Source organism: Methanosarcina sp. A14, assembly GCF_001729375.1.
In the GTDB taxonomy this organism is placed as follows: domain Archaea; phylum Halobacteriota; class Methanosarcinia; order Methanosarcinales; family Methanosarcinaceae; genus Methanosarcina; species Methanosarcina barkeri.
On sequence record NZ_LZPK01000121.1, the window covers coordinates 1 to 18,311 of the forward strand.

Genomic DNA, 18,311 nt, shown 5'->3' on the forward strand with positions numbered 1-18,311 from the left:
CAGAAAGAATTAACACTTTTCAAAAATGCTTGCCTGCAAGCCTTTTAAAAAAAGGTTAAGCGAAAACGTCATTATCAACGTAATAAACTGGCACAATGATTTCCTCAAGCCTTTTAAAAAAAGTGTTGAGTGAAAAAGCGTGGTCAAGCAACGCTTGCATGAAGGAGATATGATATGGCCTGGATAGAACCGGAAGTGACCAGAAAACCCAGAAAACCGATGTTTTTATGTGTGCTTTCCAATACCAAAACCGCACATATTCCCAAGCTTTCAGCTGCAGGAAAAACGGCTGAACTTACGGACTATACGCCTGCAGGAGATGCGGAACTTATGGACACGGGAAATATTATCAGTGTACCCGTTCTTCCCATGACTCCTCCCTATGACACTCCTACTCCTGCAATTATGACCCGTTCGGCGTTGAAACTTACGGATGCTCCCTATAATTTCATAAATTCTGGTCTTATTGTAACTCCGGAGGTCCCATGCATTGACCTCAAAGCAAAGCCTGGAGAAGATATCAGGGAACCAGTTGCAGTCAATGATGTACAGGGAATCTATGAGCGGGCAAAGTTCCTGGGCAGGAGACTCAGAAACCAGGTGGATCACGTAGTCATTGGAGAAAGCATTCCAGGCGGCACAACAACCGCAATGGGAGTTTTAATGGCGCTAGGATACAACGGAAATGTCAGCAGCAGTGCTAATGAAAATCCCCTTGAGCTGAAGAAACAGGTCATTGAAGAAGGTTTAAAAGCATCAGGCCTGACCTTTGGCTGCCTGAAAGATGATCCCATGAAAGCTATTACCTGCATGGGAGATCCGATGATGCCAGCTGTTGTAGGTCTTGTTGCAGGTTTTCAGGACACTGATGTCAGTGTTGTGCTTGCTGGAGGGACTCAGATGGCAGCAGTGTATGCACTGATAAAACACCTGGGTTTCAATACGGAAAAGCTGGCAATTGCTACTACCCGGTATGTTGTGGAAGATAAATCCGCGAACTTTATTGAACTTACCAGAACACTTGAAGTACCCGCAGTCTACGTTGCAGACCCTGGTTTTGGGAAGTCCGAACTCAAAGGGCTTCACAGGTATGAGACTGGCACGATCAAGGAGGGTGCAGGGGCTGGTGGGGCAATGTATCTTGCGGGCCTTTATGGGATCTCTCAGGATGAATTCAGGTCCGAAGTAGAAAACGTTTGCAAACTGCTCAAAGCAGGACATTGAAAAAACAAAAACAGCTTTTGGACTGGGTTTACCAAAATGAATCTCCTTAAACAATCTTCTTAACTCAACTTTTTTCATTATTTTTATGGTTATTCTTAGGAAGTACTGAAGAAATATATATGAAATTTACAGTCAAAGAAGAGTGATAATTACTTCAAAAAACAAGATAGAGCACAAAATGTATAACGCTGTTCAAAAAACAATAATTAGTATAAAAAGAAATAAGGAGTTGTTACATCTCACAAAAATTAGTAATAATAACTAAAAATTAGAAAAGAGAATTTGAGAGATATTGAAGCTCTTAAAAAGCTAATTTTTCCAGCTTTTAAAATTAAACTCCTTTTTTCAGTTTAGGTTTTTATTACATGTTCAGACGTCTTCATGAGGTTTGAAGGCGAAGATGTCATATCTATAGATGTCGGTTTCTGAATGTGGAAGATATTTACTCCCCCTGATAAGTATGCTTCCGAAATCATACTTCCACAGTTTCGGCAATAATAGAAGACATTAGAACCCATGACTTGACGTTTTAGTGTTGTTTGGCATACGCTGCAAAACATAGAAATACTTTCATTTTTCATGCAGGGTCCTCATCCGTAAATCATGATAGAATCGAGCCTTGCGGTACCTACTTTTGTCCAATACTTACAAACACTGCAATACTCTATCTTTCCATCAGAACTCATTTTCAGTTTAGCATGACATTTTGGGCATATTTTTAGCCGTTTCGTAACTAATCCCCCTTGGATTCCATTTTTTAAACTGCAAGATCAGGCGGCCAAAAGATCGAAAAGATATCCTAACAGTCGCAACGGACCTGAAAGAATCTCCATCAGTACTGGAAAACTACTGCCCCTAACCTTGAAGTTACATTTAAAAGCCGTTTTTGACCTTTAACTGACAACACATAATCCCCCGGACAGGCTCCAGATAAAGGCATTTTAAGCTAAACAATTGGACCGCTTAAAAATCATACCTGTCCGACCTCGCTGCAAAATACTACAACAAGCTATCAAATATATTATTCCTGATAGGATATAAGTTTTAGCTCAAAATGAATTATTTTTTATATGATCAAGGGGAAAAAGGCTACCTTTTAGTAAGATTATACTTCCTCAAATGTGTACTGTAAAATGAAGATGGAAGTAAATACGAAAGCGACGGCATGCCTTATTGATAGGCACTCACGGCAGATGTTAGACAGCTATTAGATAGGTATTTCAGTTTAACTCTATTAGTCAGCGTATACCGGATGTCAATTAATGAACATCAGTTTAATAAGCATCAGCTAAGTTACAGTAATTATATCAATATCGATGTAATGGGTAAAGTATGCTTGCGTTAATATAGCAGGTGTTAGAGAATATTTATTGAGTAGTATTAGTTGAATATTATATAAAACAGGAAATTAAATAAATATATTAATTAACGGTTGCAAAGAACAAGAAGTAGATAATTAAAAAAATGATAATGTGGTATATATTATTAAATATTAATGCATTGAATATGATCCAAATGAACGGATTGGAAGACAATATTTCTAACCAGATGGTACTATTCTGAATTAACAAATACTTGCTTCGTCAGATTTCTCAGCGTATAAATGGTTGTTGAAACCTCTCAAAGCGAAATATATAAATAATATTATCGCTTTAGGAGTGTTCGCGATGAGGTAGGTAAAACGACCACATCCGATTGTATGAGCCGCTTTAACTCAGTTGGTAGAGTGTCTGGCTGTTAACCAGAATGTCGTAGGTTCGAGCCCTGCAAGCGGCGTAAATTTTTGCATTTCTTATTTCTTATACTATTCTTTTCAGAATAGATACGACATATGCAAAAACTTAATTATTTAAGATATACTATAAACTACTAACAACATTATAGAATCAATAAGGGCCTGTAGCTCAGTCAGGTTAGAGCGCTCGGCTCATAACCGAGCGGTCACCGGTTCAAATCCGGTCAGGCCCATAAACTATATATCTAAAGAATATCTTGTATAAGAAGATTTAAGAGTAAAATAATAACTTTTCTATCGAAAAGCCGCTTTAACTCAGTTGGTAGAGTGTCTGGCTGTTAACCAGAATGTCGTAGGTTCGAGCCCTGCAAGCGGCGTAAAATTTTTGCATTTTTAATCTTCAATATAATCTTCAATAATTACTGTTTTCTGGTTATTTTTACGTTTTGCCCTTTGAATATGGGATTTTGGAACTTATTCTACTCGCTCCTGCTTTTGGTTTTTACTTTGCCCACATCCTTCTGCCTATGTTGTCTGAACTCGCTCAGCTTTTTTCATCTAAATTCGCCTAATTTGTATTCTCTAAACTCGTCTTAGAATTCATCTTATCTTAGCCTGCTAGTAGATAAATTTTTAAATTTTCTGGGTACACAGTTTATTGTCAAATGGTACACAGTCTATTGTCAAATGGTACACAGTCTATTGTCAAATGGTACACAGTCTATTGTCAAATTCATTTTTACAAATCCCCTGGTGAGTCAGAAGTTTCAGCAGAATGTCAATAAATGTGATTCTGGAATGATCTGTCAACACTCAGTGGAAAAAATTATAAATTTCCAGAAATGGATAAGGTAGTAAGAAGAATTATAGATAATACATAAATACACTTTAACAGTATTATTACCATCCAACTAATTACGATTCAAAAACTGAGGTTTATACAATGGTTTCGATTAAAAAAGAGGATGTAATCATACCTCTGGATGTCCCAAAAGCAATGCGTGAAACATACGTGAATAATTATATGGAAATGACCCGAGGAACTGGCAAACTGATGCTTTTTGCAGGCGATCAGAAGGTAGAACATCTGAACGATGATTTTTACGGCGAAGGAGTCCCTGAGGACGATGCTGATCCCGAACACCTTTTCAGAATAGCATCCCAGTCAAAAATCGGAGTTTTTGCAACCCAGCTTGGGCTTATTTCCCGCTACGGCATGGACTATAGAGACATACCATATCTTGTAAAGGTAAACTCCAAAACCAATCTTGTTGGAACAGCGCAGACTGATCCTTTTAGCAACTTATGGTATGATGTTGACCAGGTAGTTGAGTTTAAGGAAAACAGCGGGCTTAATATTCTTGGCGTAGGATATACAATCTATCTCGGCAGCGAATTCGAAGCTGAAATGCTTGTTCAGGCGGCTCAAGTAATTTACGATGCTCATCAGCATGGAATGTTATCCGTGCTCTGGATTTACCCACGCGGCGAAGCTGTAAAAGATGAAAAGGACCCACACCTTATTGCAGGAGCAACAGGAGTCGGAGCCTGCCTTGGTACGGACTTTGTAAAAGTCAATTACCCGAAAAAAGAAGGAGCAAAGTCTGCCGAGGTTTTTAAGGAAGCTATCAAAGCCGCAGGGCGTACTAAGGTCGTTTGCGCAGGCGGTTCCAGTGACGAAGCTGAAGCTTTCCTGAAAAAGCTTCACGATCAGATTCATGTTTCTGGAGCACAGGGGAATGCAACCGGAAGAAACATTCACCAGAAGTCTCTTGATGAAGCTGTCCGAATGTGTAATGCTGTCTATGCAATAACGGTTGAAGACGCAAGCGTCGCAGATGCCCTTAAGATCTATAAGGGTAAATAATAAAGCCTGCAGAAAAGCCTGCAGAAGATCAATACAAATTTTCAAAGACGGTATTGATAATAGGTTTGGCATTAAAGGTCGTGAAAATATGCAAATTCCGGATCATAAAACAAAGATCGTCTGCACCATAGGTCCTGCTTCTTCTTCCGAGGAAATGATCAGGAAACTTGTGCTTGCTGGCATGAACGTGGCAAGGATCAATTTTTCCCACGGAAATTTCGAAAGCCATGGTGAAGTAATCCGGAGAGTCCGCAAGGTTGCAGAGAAGCTTGACAGGACAGTTGCGATTCTCGCCGACCTGCCAGGCCCTAAGATCCGTATAGGCGAACTGGAAAAAGAACCGATTATGCTCCATAAAGGAAACTCTGTGACCCTTACGAGTGCCGAAACTACTGGAAATGAAACACGCATTCCTGTAAGCTACAAGCAACTTCCGGAAAGCGTGATTCCAGGGAGCCTTATTTACTTAAGTGACGGGTTTATCCAGCTTCGCTGCCTGGAAATTTCGGGAACAGATGTGCGTTGTGAGGTTCTTGTCGGAGGGCAGCTCTATTCTCATAAAGGGCTAAATCTACCAGGAGCAAAGATCTTGGTTGATCCCATAACGGGAAAGGATCTTAATATTCTTGAGTTTGCCCTTAGTGAAGGGATCGACACTTTCAGTATTTCTTTCATAGAAAGTGCGGAAGATATTCATAATGTCCGGAATTTTGCTGCAGCTAGAGGAAAGTCTGTATATATTGTTTCTAAAATTGAACGCAGGCAAGCTGTAGAAAATATTCAGGAAATTTTAAAAGAAACCGATGCGCTTATGATTGCCAGAGGGGACCTTGGGGTTGAAATTCCGATTCAGGAAGTTCCTTCAGTCCAGAAGGAACTTATCCATAGTGCAAAACTTCTTGGAATTCCGGTAATTACAGCCACTCAAATGCTGGCTTCAATGACTGATAATGTAAGGCCTACCCGCGCAGAGGCAACCGATGTTGCCAACGCAATCCTTGACGGCACTGATGCGGTTATGCTTTCGGAAGAGACGGCAGTTGGTAATTATCCTGTGGAAGCTGTTGAAATGATGGCAAAAATTGCAAAAACCACAGAAGACTGGCGTTCCAGGACAAAATGGGGACTTGATACTATTATCAAGGGCATAACGGCAAGAGAGATGCCAGTGGATGAGGTAATAACCCTCCAGGTGCATGAAGCCCTGCAAAAACTGCCGGTTGCAGCCGTACTGACCCCCACAAGAAGCGGAGCAACACCCCGCAGGATCTCACGCTTCAAGCCCGATACCTGGATCCTTGCTTTCAGCCGCGTCCCGAGAACCTGCGGCTTTCTCTCTTTATCCTATGGTGTTTATCCTGTTGCTGTAAATGAAAATATTGAAAGCTGGGAAAAAGAGACTACTGAGAAAGCCAAAGAACTTGGATTTGTAAAAAGTGGAGACATTGTTGTTTTCACCCAGGGCCCGTCTTCAGGAAAACCTGGAGGCACAAATATGCTTAAAATTCTCACCCTTGAGTGAAAAAGACGACATGTCCATTTGTGATAGACGACTCTAGTTTAAACCCGATTTCCTATATGAGATTCAGTATACTTGGTTTTATGAGATAAGTATCAGGAAAAGTTCTTATCTCAACAAATTTCAAATCAGTATGTTGAAGCCGATATGTTTAGATATCAAGTACGTGATTTTTACGATCAGAATGTTGAAGCCGATATGTTTAGATATGAAGTGCATGATTTCTACTGTAGAATGTTTAAGTCGACATGTTTAGATATCAGGTGCATGATCTCTACTGTCAGAAAAATTAACTTTATGTGATGAGGTTTCATTAATGAAACAAAAGGACCCAGCAACAAAAAACCAGAGATATCTGGCTGTTTTTTTGGCATTAACAATGCTTTTGTCAGCCGGTGCGATCTTCTTTTCAGGTAACTTAAATAAAGATAAGAGTGATAATGCTTCTTCTTCCGGAAATATAGAGGAAAATAATACGATCGCTTTTTCTCAAATTCCTGGCAGGCAGGTCCACCATGAATTCAACTCCATTGCCGACGGGTTAAACATGTCCCCTGAAGGGGTAGTAAGTGCCTCATATATAGACCTGCAGAAAACGACAGGAACTCCATTTGAACAAGTCTTTGGGAATAAAACAATGATGTACTCTCTATATGGGACAGACGTAACCAAACGTTATGGGGCACGTTATGCTGATGGTGAAGGGTTCGAACTCCACCAGATTCCGGAGCGGAAAATGTTAATGCCCTGGGGAGCAGTTCAGTATGATAACTACAGTCTCCTTGCAAGGACAAACAATACTTATGATATTTGGAATGTAGCCGGAAGCCCTGTGATCCTTGGTTCTCGCCAGAGCGTGCAAGATGTGATTGACGTGCTGGAAGAAAATACAACTGCTTCAACCGAATACAATAGCCTCCTGACCCAGGCGAATCCTGAAGGAAGCCTCTACCAGGAATTGGCCACAAAGACGAATAATTCCACTATGCCGGCCGATCAGATATACATGGATCTCAGGAAACTGGATAACGGCAGTTACAGTCAGACATCCCTTTACCTTAATCCCGAATCCAACTTCACTGAAAAGATTAAGGCTCTTCAGGCAAACTCTACCGAACGCGGAGTAACCTACAATGTAACTACCTCAGGAAACATTACCAAAATGATGATTACTTCCAACTTTAGAAGCTTACTTAATGAAACAGAAATGCTTTCACAGTAAGCTCCTAAATTTTTTCTTTTTTAATGTCTTAATTTTAAATGTTCATTCTCAATATTATTTCCGATGCTTGACTCTGTTTATGTTTAGATTTTGCATCCCTAATGTTTCGATTTGACATCCTTCTTTTATTTCATTTCATATTATATTTATTCAGATTTTTATTTCATTCTCCTTTTGCTACTCCAGCTAAAAGAATAATCATCTATTTCTACCTGTCAGACAATCTTCTAAATAAGCAGTAATACTAGGGAGTGATACTATTGAGATTTCTAGACAGATTATTCAAAAAGAAAATTGAGGGCAAGACCGCAGAGGAATGGTATAGGCTCGCGACCAACGAAACTGATCCTGAAAAAAAGATTGAGTATTTCGATAAGGTCCTAAAGCTGAAACCTGATTTTGCAGGAGTCTGGAATCTCAGAGGACTTGAATATATAATTCTCAGACGGTACGAAGAAGCTATTGCCTCGTTTGACAAAGCCCTTGAGATCCGACCTACCTACCCGGAAGCAAGGTACAATAAAGAAGATGCAGAAACCGAATTAAGAAAGATAAAGGTATCCGAAGCAAAAGCCGAACAGAGAGGAGGAAAAGCAATCACAGAAGAGACAGAAACGTAAAGGAGGAAACTTAAATTTTGAGTATTCCTCTTCCTCACTTGCCATTTACTAAATAAATCTGATTATTACGTTTTTTCCTCATAAAGATTAATTTTTACTTTTTTTCCTCATAAAGATTGATTTTTACTTTTTTTCCTTCAAAATACATTTATTTCTACTTATTTCATGTACCTATTCTTCGTATATCTGGTTTTTCATACAGCTTATTCTTTCCTCCGCATCTCCATTCCAATTATTTCTTTCCACGGTTTAGCGCCTGGAGTCCAAGTTTTACAGGGCCTGGGAGTTTCCCGCATTGCATGACCTTCATCTGCTCAGGGGAAATAAGTTTGAAAGCTGCATTCATGAGCATATCGGATTTCATAATCCCATCCATAAGCTTCCTTGCCTGTACCGATGTTTCCAGTGCGGATCCGAACTGAGCTCGCCAGCGATGGTCATATTCTTCAAGCCTGCAATTCCCGGCTGCAAATTCGGCGGCTGTTTCTCCTGCTATTTTTCCCGCAATCATTGCAGGAGGAATTCCACCTCCGTTTGTTGCAAAAATATGACCTGCTGCGTCTCCTACAATCAGCGTGTTTTCAGTTGCGGTTCTTTCAGGAGCGCCATTTACAGGGATAATGCCCGCAATAATATTCATGATTATGCAGTTTTTTATTTTTGGTCCTGCAAGCGGATGGTTACGCATAAAACGGTGCAGGTATTCTTTTGCAGAGACCCGATTTTCAGCCATACCACTTCGGATTCCGATTCCAATATTTGCCCGGTCCTGACCTTCGGGAAAAATCCAGGCATAGCCGCCGGGCACAAAATCTTTTCCGAAATACATTTCCAGGGAAGAGGGATCAATATCCACATTCCTTATCTGGTATTCGAGAGCAACCGAGGTTTCTCTTGATCCAGACTTAAGAGCAAGCCCTTTTGATTTTGCTACCAGGGAATTAGGACCGTCAGCTCCGATAATCGCTTTCGCTTTAATTCTGTATTTCCCAAAGACTCCTGAAGTTTCAACAGTTGTTCCTTCAATTTTCGTTACACGAGTTTTAATCATCAGTTCAGCTCCTGCTCTTGCTGCCTGCTCGGCAAGAAACTGGTCATACCTGCACCGGTCAAGGACTGCACCCCTGACAGCGAATTCTTTTATGTTGCAATTTGGAGTGAAAATACGCTGATTATCAATACGCTGCAGTACACAGGAATCAGGGTAATTTTTCAGCGTATCCGGAAGCATTGCCTCACGGAGCAAGGCCTGGACTTCCGAAGCATCGGGAAGGAAACCAGCGCACTGAATAGGGCTCCCTATTTCTCTTTTTTTATCAAGAAGAAGTACCGAGGCGCCGTTCTTTGCAGCATACATGGCGGCTGTAGAACCTGCAGGGCCTGCACCCACAACGACTACATCATAAGAAGCTTCAGGGATCATAAAAGGGTCTTCCTGTCATTTATTTTAGCTTTGCAATTTATGGGGAATTGTTTATTAATCCTTTCCCGAAGCTCGCGAACAATGTCAATTAATTATGCCATATACCGGAATAATGGAAAGTTATAAATACAAATACATAGTACAACGGTTACCGGCTTCCTGTGCCGAGGAGCAAATTAAGGAGCAAGGAAAAAATGAGACAGATAGCAATATACGGAAAAGGTGGAATTGGAAAATCCACCACTACTCAGAATCTGACCGCGTCCCTCTCGACCATGGGCAACAAAATTATGCTTGTAGGATGTGACCCGAAAGCAGATTCTACTAGAATGCTGCTTGGTGGCCTGAACCAGAAGACCGTACTTGACACTCTTAGAAGTGAAGGCGATGAAGGAGTTGATCTTGATGTTGTTATGCAGCGGGGATTTGGCGATATAAAATGTGTGGAATCAGGAGGGCCTGAACCAGGTGTAGGATGTGCAGGCAGGGGAATTATCACTTCTATCGGGCTACTTGAAAACCTAGGAGCATATACCGATGATCTTGATTATGTATTCTACGACGTACTTGGTGACGTTGTGTGTGGTGGATTTGCTATGCCTATCCGCGAAGGAAAAGCAAAAGAGATTTACATAGTTGCCAGTGGAGAATTGATGGCTATCTATGCTGCAAATAACATATGTAAAGGACTTGCTAAGTTTGCCAAAGGGGGAGCCCGTCTGGGAGGTATCATCTGCAACAGTAGAAATGTCGACGGAGAGCGTGAACTCCTCGACGCTTTTGCAAAAAAACTTGGAAGTCATTTAATTCACTTCATACCCAGGGACAACATTGTCCAGAGAGCAGAAATTAACAGGAAGACTGTAATTGATTTTGACCCCGAATCCAACCAGGCAAAAGAATACCTGACTCTTGCCCACAACGTCCAGAACAACGACAAACTTGTCGTTCCAACTCCGCTCCCAATGGAAGAGTTAGAAGCAATGATGGTTGAATTCGGAATTGTTGATCTGTGATGATTGGATTTAAAACTATATAACTATAATTTGAGAGTTGAGAGGAGTTAAAAACTATGCAGATGATACGTGCAATCATCAGGCCAGGCATGGAAACTAAAGTTATCGAGTGCCTTGAAAAAGAGGGATGCATTTCCCTTACAAAAATGGAAGTCTTTGGTAGAGGGAAGCAGAAAGGTATCCATATAGCAGACATCAGCTATGATGAACTGCAGAAGACCATGCTTCTAATGGTGGTAGAAGACGAACATAAAGACAGGGCTATAAAGACTATAATGGAGTCCGCCAGGACCGGAAAATACGGAGATGGTAGGATCTTCGTAACCCCTGTGGAAGAAGCCTATACCATAAGAACTGGAAAACCAGGACTTTAAAGCCGGATTTTCGGAGGAAAATCCTATGAAAGAGATTACTGCGATAATTAGGATGAACAAAGCCCAGAGAACTAAAGATGTCCTGCTTGAATGCGGCTTTCCTTCATTTACCGTAAGAAGGGTTATGGGCCGCGGGAAACAAAGAGGGCTTTGCCATGAATTTAATCCCCCTCTGCCAGATCCGGAAAAAGAAGCTGAGACCTGTATTCGCTTCATCCCAAAACGAATGTTCACAATCGTTGTGGATGACGAAAATGTAAGTGAAGTGGTCCAGAAAATCATAGAAGTTAACCAGACCGGAAATGCAGGAGATGGAAAGATTTTCGTTTCAGACGTTACTGAAGCAATCCGTATCCGGACTGGAGAAAGCGGAGAGGCGACAGTAAATAAGGAGCTGGTATAATGGGAGCAGAAATAGATTCAAGAATTGAAGACGAACAAAAGCTTGTCGATGATATGTTAAAAGTGCTCCCGGAAAAAGCTGCGAGAAACAGAAGAAAACACATAGTTGTCAGGAATTGTTCCACTGAACAACACATCGAAGCCGACGACAAGGTAATTCCTGGCATCCTTACAAACCGCGGATGCGCTTTTGCAGGTACCAAGGGTGTGGTTTTCGGGCCGATTAAGGATATGGTACACCTCGTTCACGGTCCTATAGGCTGTGCATTCTATACCTGGGGCACCAGACGAAACTTTGCAAAGGCAGAAGAGGGTGGAGATAACTTCATGAATTACTGCGTATGCACTGACATGAAGGAAACCGATATTGTCTTTGGAGGAGAAAAAAAGCTCAAAAAAGCTATTGACGAAGTTGTGAAAATTTTCCACCCTGAAGCTATCACTATCTGCGCAACCTGTCCTGTAGGGCTTATCGGAGATGACATTGAATCCGTTGCCAGAGAAGCTGAAAAGGAGCATGGGATCAAGGTAATTCCCGCCCGTTGCGAAGGATATAGAGGAGTTAGCCAGTCGGCAGGCCACCACATCGCAAGCAACGCCCTGATGGAGCACCTCATTGGGACTGAAGAAATTAAAAGTCCAACACCTTTTGATATAAACGTCTTTGGAGAGTACAATATTGGAGGAGATCTCTGGGAAGTCAAACCAATTTTTGAAAAAATTGGGTACAGGATTGTCTCAAGTTTAACCGGAGACGGTTCATTCCACAGGATCTCACAGGCTCATCAGGCAAAACTAAGTATTCTGCTTTGCCACCGTTCCATTAACTATACTAACCGGATGATGGAAGAAAAATACGGTGTTCCCTGGCTGAAAGTAAATTACATTGGTACGAAAGGAACTGAAAAATCCCTGCGGAAAATGGCAGAGTTCTTTGACGACCCGGAACTTACCCGGAAGACAGAAGAAGTCATTGCTGAAGAAAAAGCAAAATATGCAGAAGATATCGAAAAATACAGGAAAAAACTCAAGGGAAAAACTGCCTTCATCTATGCCGGAGGTTCTAGATCGCATCACTATATAAATCTCTTTGAGGAACTTGGCATGAAAGTGATTGCTGCAGGCTATCAATTTGCTCACAGAGACGACTATGAAGGCAGGCAAATAATTCCTCAGATCAAAGAAAAGGCTCTTGGATCAATTCTTGAAGATGTGCACTACGAAAGGGATGAAAACGTCAAACCCACAGTCAGTCCTGAAAGGATTGAAGAACTGAAAACGAAAATTGGACTCATGGACTATAAAGGCCTTTTCCCGGATGCGGAAGACGGAACCATTGTTATTGATGATCTTAATCACCATGAGACTGAAGTCCTTGTAAAGACCCTTAAGCCGGATATTTTCTGCTCTGGAATCAAGGATAAATACTGGGCTCAGAAACTTGGAGTCCCGTCAAGACAGATCCATTCGTACGATTACAGTGGAAGGTATACAGGCTTTTCCGGAGTTTTGAACTTTGCAAGGGACATTGATATGGCTCTGCACAGCCCAACCTGGAAGTTCATACGCCCACCCTGGAAAGCAGAAGATGTAGAATAAGAGGGAGAAAAATGTTAGACTATACCCCATGTGAAGAAGTAACCAGAGAAGCAGTAACCATTAACCCTGCAAAAACCTGCCAACCAATAGGCGCAGTCTATGCAGCTCTTGGTGTACACAACTGCATGCCGCACAGTCACGGATCCCAGGGATGCCTCTCCTATCTGCGTATGTGCTTAAGCAGGCACTACCGAGAAGCTGCCCTGGCAACTACCAGCAGTTTTTCGGAAGGAACTGCCGTATTCGGAGGCGCTGCAAACCTTAAGGAAGCCCTCGTAAACCTGACTACAATATACAAACCTGAAGTAATCGCCATCCATACTACTTGCGTCGCAGAAACAATAGGTGACGACGTAGGGGTCATCTTAGAAGATGTAGAGGCCGAAGAACTCATAGATCCTTCTATTAAGATCTGTGCAGCTTCTACTCCTAGTTACGTGGGCACCCATATTACCGGCTATGACAATATGGTAAAGTCCTTTGTAACCACCTTTACTAAAAAGAGCAAACCAAACGGGAAACTAAACATAATCCCCGGTTTTGTAGAACCTGGGGACATACGGGAAATAAAACGCATACTCTCAATAATGGGAATTTCCAGCATTGTGTTTCCCGATACGACTGATGTCTTTGATGCTCCTCTGACCGGCGAACCTGGAATGTATCCAAAAGGTGGGACTCCTATAGGAGATATAGAGGATTCTGCAAACTCAGTTGGAACTATTGCTCTCTGCAGGATGGCAGGAGGCTCAGCTGCAAAGATCCTTGAAGGCCGCTACAAAGTCCCGGCAAAAATAGGGCCTACTCCCATAGGAATCAGGAATACCGACCGTTTCGTAATGAACGCGGCAAAACTTGCTAATGTAGCAATTCCTCCCGAGCTTGAAGATGAAAGAGGAAGGCTTGTGGATATGATGACCGATGCACATCCACACTATCACGGAAAAAAGGTAGCTATTTACGGAGATCCTGATATCCTTACAGGCTTGACCAGTCTTGTGATGGAAATGGGCATGGAGCCTGTTGTAGTACTTACAGGAACCAAGAGTTCGGAGTTTGAAAAAGAAGTAGAAGGACTCATAGGTCCGGAGCACCCCGAAGCTGATGTAATTTCCGGAGGTGACATGTTTACCCTTCACCAGATAATCAAGAGAAAACCTGTTGATCTTCTTATAGGCAACACCTATGGGAAATTCATATCAAGGGCAGAGGATGTACCCCTGGTCAGGGTAGGGTTCCCGATTATGGACAGGGCAAACCTGCATTACTTCCCAATCATGGGATACGCAGGAGCTGCAAGACTTGTAGAGCGTATAGGAAATACCCTTCTTGACAGGAAAGACAGGGATGCTCCAGACTGGTTGCTTGAAACCATCCAGTAAATCATATTTTCAAAAAATTAACAGAATAACTGGTAAACTGCCGCTGCAAACCTGAAAACCAAAGCAGAGGGGAGTGAAGGAAATGAAGGAGAAAATTGGAATAGTGGATACTCTCGAAGAAAGGAAGCCATATATTACCAGAAAACAAGAAAAAGGGCAGGAAATTCCTCTTGCCTGTGATAATAACTCTCTTGCAGGAGCTATCAGCCAGCGAGCCTGTGTTTATTCGGGAGCCAGGGTTGTCTTAAACCCTGTAACCGATGCTGTTCACCTGGTCCACGGCCCAATCGGCTGTGCAGGCTATACCTGGGACATAAGAGGTGCAAAGTCCAGCGGGATTGAAACAAACCGCACCAGCTTTAGCACGGATATGAAAGAGATCGATGTAGTCTTCGGAGGAGAGAAAAAGCTTTCAAATGCTATTGATGAACTGGTGGAGCTCTACCACCCTCCTGTTATTTTCGTTTATTCCACGTGCATAGTTGGAATCATTGGAGATGATCTGGAGTCCGTGTGCAAGACTGCAAGCCAGAAACACAACATCCATGTAATTCCTGTAAAATCCGAAGGCTTCAAAGGCAATAAGTCCGACGGATACAAAGCTGCCTGTGACGCCTTAAAAAGGTTGATCAAAAGACCTTCCGAAGATGAAATTAAGAAGAAAGGCCCCAGAGTTCCTGAAACCATAAAGCCGAAGATTAACATTTTAGGGGACTTTAACGTAGCCGGAGATGTCTGGCTCGTAAAGCCTCTCTTTGAGCAGATGGGAATTGAGGTTATAGTCTCAATGACAGGAGACTCAACTGCAAAAGCCATATCAAGAGCAGCTGAAGCTGACCTTAACCTTGTCCAGTGCAGTGGGTCCATGACCTATCTTGCAAAGTGGATGCAAGCGGAATATGGAATTCCCTACTTAAACGCAAGTTTCTTCGGAATTGAAGATATCTCCTTAGCCTTGCGAAGAACTGCGGATTACTTTGGTTCCGAGGAGATAAAAAAGCGGGCAGAACAAATCCTGGAAACTGAAATAAACCGTATAATGCCTGAAATTTCCAGGGTCAGGGAAAAGGTCAAAGGAAAGAAGGCCGCCATTTACATGGGTGGACCTGCAAAAGCTCTCACGCTTATCAAAGGTTTTGACGAACTTGGTATGGAAGTCGTTATTATCGGAACCCAGACCGGGAAAAAAGAGGATTACGAGCAGATCAGTTATTCGGTCAGGGATGGGACGGTTATTGTTGACGATGCAAACCCCCTTGAACTTGCCGAACTGCTCATTAGACAGAAAGCTGACCTGATGGTTGCAGGCGTAAAGGAGAGATTTATTGCATACAAACTTGGAATTGCTTTCTGTGACTTCAACCACGACAGGGTGGTGGAGTTCGAAGGTTTTGATGGCTTTGTAAACTTTGCACGAGAAGTGGACGCTTCCATCAGCAGCCCTGTCTGGAAAGCTGTCAGACAGCGGATCCTGATACCCGAAATAGTGGGATCAGAACAGAAATTAGGTAAAATAGAGAAAGCAGCAGTAAAAGACATGACTTCTGGAGAAAATTACGCAAAAGAGTGTAAAGGCATACTCCTGAAACCTGAACTTTTGCACCAGAAATCCGAGGCTGCAGTTGAGAGTCAGGTATGAGGAGGCATTGAGATGACGAAAAGAAACTATGCAACTGTGAACCCCTGTGTTATGTGCCAGCCTATGGGAAGTGCCCTTGCTTTCAAGGGAATTGAGAATACTATGGTTCTTTACCACGGTTCTCAGGGCTGCAGCACCTATATGCGTCTGCTTCTTGCCCACCACTTCAGGGAACCTGTGGATATCGCATCAAGCTCGCTAAGTGAAAAAGGAGCAGTATACGGAGGCAGGGAAAACCTGAAAAAAGGATTGAGAAACGTGATTAACAGGTACAATCCGAAAGTAATCGGAGTTGCTACGACCTGCCTTGCCGAAACAATTGGGGACGATGTACCTGCAATTATCCGTGAGTTTAAAGAAGAACAAGAGATCGGAGACGACCCTGAAAAAGATATTATAATTATTCCGGTTTCAACTCCTAGCTATGGGGAAAGCCACGTAAGCGGATATATAAAAGCTTTAGACGCAGTTGTCAGGAAATTTACGGAAAAAACTGAAGAAGAAAAAACCGTAAAAATTCCAAATGGAAAGCTTAACGTCATCCCTGTTGAAAGTCTATCCCCTGCTGATGTACGTGAACTCAAAGAGATCTTTGATGTTATGGCTGGAGATTATATTTTCCTGCCTGATATTTCCGAAACTTTTGACGCTCCGCTGAGAGAAGATCTCCCAAAAATTGCACCGGGTGGTACCCCACTTTCCGAAATTGCTGACATGCCAAACAGTCGAGCAAGCCTGGGCCTGGGTACGGTTAGTAAGAACTTAGCAGTTAAATATCTGGAAGAATCATATGGCGTGCACGGATACGATGTTCCAATCCCAATAGGGCTTTCAAATACTGACATTTTCTTCACTGAGCTGGTAAAGATTATTGGATGTCCCATACCTGAAAAATATCAGAAAGAAAGAGGTAGGCTCCTCGATGCTATGGTTGACGTGCACAAGTACCTGTACGGGGTAAAAGCCGCTGTTTATGGAGATCCTGATTTTGTATTTAGCCTCACAACCTTCATGCTGGAACTCGGGATAAACCCGGTTCTGATAGCTACAGGAAGTAAAAGCAGGGACTTTGAAACAAAAATCCGGCAAATAGTTGAAAAAACAAACCCGGAACTCGAACCTGTGGTTCTGAATGGAATTGACTTTGACACTTTTAACGATGCAGTCAGCCAATGTAATCCAGAAATCCTTATAGGAAATTCCAACGGGAGATACATTGCAAAATCCCGGAACATCCCTCTTGTAAGGGTCGGCCTACCAATACATGACAGAGTCGGTGCACAGCGCATCCTTAATATAGGTTATAGAGGGGCTATGGAATTGCTGGACAGAATCACCAATACGATCCTGGAAGCTACCGATACTTTCACTGCTCCAAGACAGGCAGAACCGGCAGCATATACCGAAAAGAGAAGCGAAGAAGAGTGTGTTGAAGGACTGCGATGAGTGGAAAAAACGGCGATTCTATAGTCAAGAACTAAAATTTCTTCGCAACTTAAACTTTTTCATAATTTAAGTTTATTCACCAATCTTAAGTGAAAGATTAATCACAGAAAGCGTGGAAAACACAGAATAAAGAAAATAGGGGTATAATTCTTCCGTGCTTTCCGTGCCTTTCGTAGTTATAAAGTAAAATGCAAATACTTAAGTTAAGGACTATAATTATTGCAGCGGTTCTCTGCTTTGGTTTCTTTTCTCGCAGTTTTTTCTGAAGCGTGAACGACTACTACGCTAAACACTTAATGGCTTTTCATCTTTTTTCTAGGTTAAATCAATAACCTGCGGATAAGACCAGATTTTCAAATTTGTTACAATCCTTTGAAAACGTTTTCATTACTGAGGTCTTAAGATATCAAATGAGCCTATCCAAAAACATTATCTAATCCACTATGGACAGCAACACTAAAACTGCCATTTTGACATTATGACGGTTTTTGGATAGACTCAATATTAAATTTAATTGCAGAAAATTTTTCATCTGCAAGTTCGGTATTTTTGGAAAAAAGAAGAGCTAAATCTCCTTCATTTTAATGGCGAGATACAGCCCGTAAACTTCAACAAAACGACAAATTTAAATTTTTTAGATTTTAGATGTTAAAACAATTTGACTCAGTGCATGCACAATACAGTAAGTTCCCGTCTTTCGAACTCTCTAATTGATTACACCAGTATAGGCAGATTTGGATAATTTATAGATAAATAAGTCCATATTTATTAGTTATTAACTTAAATAAGACTTTTATACATTAATATTGAGTAATGTTTTCTTTTATACTTATTTTTGAATAT

13 protein-coding genes and 3 tRNA genes are annotated in these 18,311 nt (G+C 41.8%); 15 read left to right on the forward strand and 1 reads right to left on the reverse strand.

The genetic code is table 11. The features are described 5' to 3' along the window. The first annotated feature begins 174 nt into the window (after positions 1-174). The 8 genes from cobT to A9239_RS06665 all read left to right on the forward strand — a co-directional run bounded on the left by cobT (position 175) and on the right by A9239_RS06665 (position 8,187). On the forward strand, positions 175-1,224 hold the full coding sequence (gene cobT, locus A9239_RS06630) for a nicotinate mononucleotide-dependent phosphoribosyltransferase CobT (RefSeq protein ID WP_048121456.1): 1,050 nt from the start codon (positions 175-177) through the stop codon (positions 1,222-1,224). A 1,703-nt stretch (positions 1,225-2,927) separates the two neighbouring features. Then, a tRNA-Asn gene (locus tag A9239_RS06635) sits at positions 2,928-3,000 on the forward strand. A 117-nt stretch (positions 3,001-3,117) separates the two neighbouring features. Continuing rightward, positions 3,118-3,192: transfer RNA gene (locus A9239_RS06640), tRNA-Ile, on the forward strand. 71 nt (positions 3,193-3,263) lie between these two features. Beyond that, positions 3,264-3,336: transfer RNA gene (locus A9239_RS06645), tRNA-Asn, on the forward strand. A 566-nt stretch (positions 3,337-3,902) separates the two neighbouring features. Further along, positions 3,903-4,826, forward strand: a complete 924-nt coding sequence (locus A9239_RS06650; RefSeq protein ID WP_048121458.1) for an aldolase — start codon at positions 3,903-3,905, stop codon at positions 4,824-4,826. Positions 4,827-4,914: 88 nt separating this feature from the next. Further along, entirely contained in the window at positions 4,915-6,348 is a 1,434-nt protein-coding gene (gene pyk, locus A9239_RS06655) for a pyruvate kinase (protein WP_048123500.1), read from the forward strand. A 313-nt stretch (positions 6,349-6,661) separates the two neighbouring features. After that, positions 6,662-7,567 (forward strand): hypothetical protein, encoded by a 906-nt coding sequence (locus A9239_RS06660; RefSeq protein ID WP_048121460.1) that lies wholly within the window; start codon positions 6,662-6,664, stop codon positions 7,565-7,567. 251 nt (positions 7,568-7,818) lie between these two features. After that, positions 7,819-8,187: a tetratricopeptide repeat protein gene (locus A9239_RS06665; protein WP_338041670.1), complete on the forward strand. Its 369-nt coding sequence runs from the start codon at positions 7,819-7,821 to the stop codon at positions 8,185-8,187. 232 nt (positions 8,188-8,419) lie between these two features. Here A9239_RS06665 and A9239_RS06670 read toward each other — a convergent pair whose 3' ends face one another. Next, the gene (locus tag A9239_RS06670; RefSeq protein WP_048121464.1) at positions 8,420-9,610 is read right to left on the reverse strand and encodes a geranylgeranyl reductase family protein; all 1,191 of its coding nucleotides are present in this window, start codon (positions 9,608-9,610) and stop codon (positions 8,420-8,422) included. A 194-nt stretch (positions 9,611-9,804) separates the two neighbouring features. Here A9239_RS06670 and nifH point away from each other — a divergent pair, with 194 nt between their 5' ends. The 7 genes from nifH (at position 9,805) to A9239_RS06705 (ending at position 17,468) form a co-directional block, all read left to right on the forward strand. Further along, positions 9,805-10,626, forward strand: a complete 822-nt coding sequence (gene nifH, locus A9239_RS06675; protein ID WP_048121466.1) for a nitrogenase iron protein — start codon at positions 9,805-9,807, stop codon at positions 10,624-10,626. 56 nt (positions 10,627-10,682) lie between these two features. Then, complete coding sequence (locus A9239_RS06680; RefSeq protein ID WP_048121468.1) at positions 10,683-11,000, forward strand: P-II family nitrogen regulator; 318 nt, start codon at positions 10,683-10,685, stop codon at positions 10,998-11,000. Positions 11,001-11,025: 25 nt separating this feature from the next. Beyond that, positions 11,026-11,403 (forward strand): P-II family nitrogen regulator, encoded by a 378-nt coding sequence (locus tag A9239_RS06685; protein WP_048118829.1) that lies wholly within the window; start codon positions 11,026-11,028, stop codon positions 11,401-11,403. Beyond that, the gene (gene nifD, locus A9239_RS06690) at positions 11,403-13,001 is read left to right on the forward strand and encodes a nitrogenase molybdenum-iron protein alpha chain (protein WP_048156197.1); all 1,599 of its coding nucleotides are present in this window, start codon (positions 11,403-11,405) and stop codon (positions 12,999-13,001) included. The genes A9239_RS06685 and nifD overlap by 1 nt, the downstream gene beginning before the upstream one ends. 11 nt (positions 13,002-13,012) lie before the next feature. Continuing rightward, positions 13,013-14,383: a nitrogenase molybdenum-iron protein subunit beta gene (gene nifK / locus A9239_RS06695; protein WP_048121474.1), complete on the forward strand. Its 1,371-nt coding sequence runs from the start codon at positions 13,013-13,015 to the stop codon at positions 14,381-14,383. 82 nt (positions 14,384-14,465) lie between these two features. Then, complete coding sequence (gene nifE / locus A9239_RS06700; protein WP_048121476.1) at positions 14,466-16,022, forward strand: nitrogenase iron-molybdenum cofactor biosynthesis protein NifE; 1,557 nt, start codon at positions 14,466-14,468, stop codon at positions 16,020-16,022. 12 nt (positions 16,023-16,034) lie between these two features. Then, entirely contained in the window at positions 16,035-17,468 is a 1,434-nt protein-coding gene (locus A9239_RS06705) for a nitrogenase component 1 (protein WP_048121478.1), read from the forward strand. Positions 17,469-18,311: the final 843 nt, after the last annotated feature.

Bases quoted from the DNA above. Each gene is read 5' to 3' on its own strand.
- cobT (WP_048121456.1), top strand. From the start codon at position 175: ATGGCCTGGATAGAACCGGAAGTGACCAGAAAACCCAGAAAACCGATG.
- A9239_RS06650 (WP_048121458.1), top strand. From the start codon at position 3,903: ATGGTTTCGATTAAAAAAGAGGATGTAATCATACCTCTGGATGTCCCA.
- pyk (WP_048123500.1), top strand. From the start codon at position 4,915: ATGCAAATTCCGGATCATAAAACAAAGATCGTCTGCACCATAGGTCCT.
- A9239_RS06660 (WP_048121460.1), top strand. From the start codon at position 6,662: ATGAAACAAAAGGACCCAGCAACAAAAAACCAGAGATATCTGGCTGTT.
- A9239_RS06670 (WP_048121464.1), bottom strand. From the start codon at position 9,610: ATGATCCCTGAAGCTTCTTATGATGTAGTCGTTGTGGGTGCAGGCCCT.
- nifH (WP_048121466.1), top strand. From the start codon at position 9,805: ATGAGACAGATAGCAATATACGGAAAAGGTGGAATTGGAAAATCCACC.
- A9239_RS06680 (WP_048121468.1), top strand. From the start codon at position 10,683: ATGCAGATGATACGTGCAATCATCAGGCCAGGCATGGAAACTAAAGTT.
- A9239_RS06685 (WP_048118829.1), top strand. From the start codon at position 11,026: ATGAAAGAGATTACTGCGATAATTAGGATGAACAAAGCCCAGAGAACT.
- nifD (WP_048156197.1), top strand. From the start codon at position 11,403: ATGGGAGCAGAAATAGATTCAAGAATTGAAGACGAACAAAAGCTTGTC.
- nifK (WP_048121474.1), top strand. From the start codon at position 13,013: ATGTTAGACTATACCCCATGTGAAGAAGTAACCAGAGAAGCAGTAACC.
- nifE (WP_048121476.1), top strand. From the start codon at position 14,466: ATGAAGGAGAAAATTGGAATAGTGGATACTCTCGAAGAAAGGAAGCCA.
- A9239_RS06705 (WP_048121478.1), top strand. From the start codon at position 16,035: ATGACGAAAAGAAACTATGCAACTGTGAACCCCTGTGTTATGTGCCAG.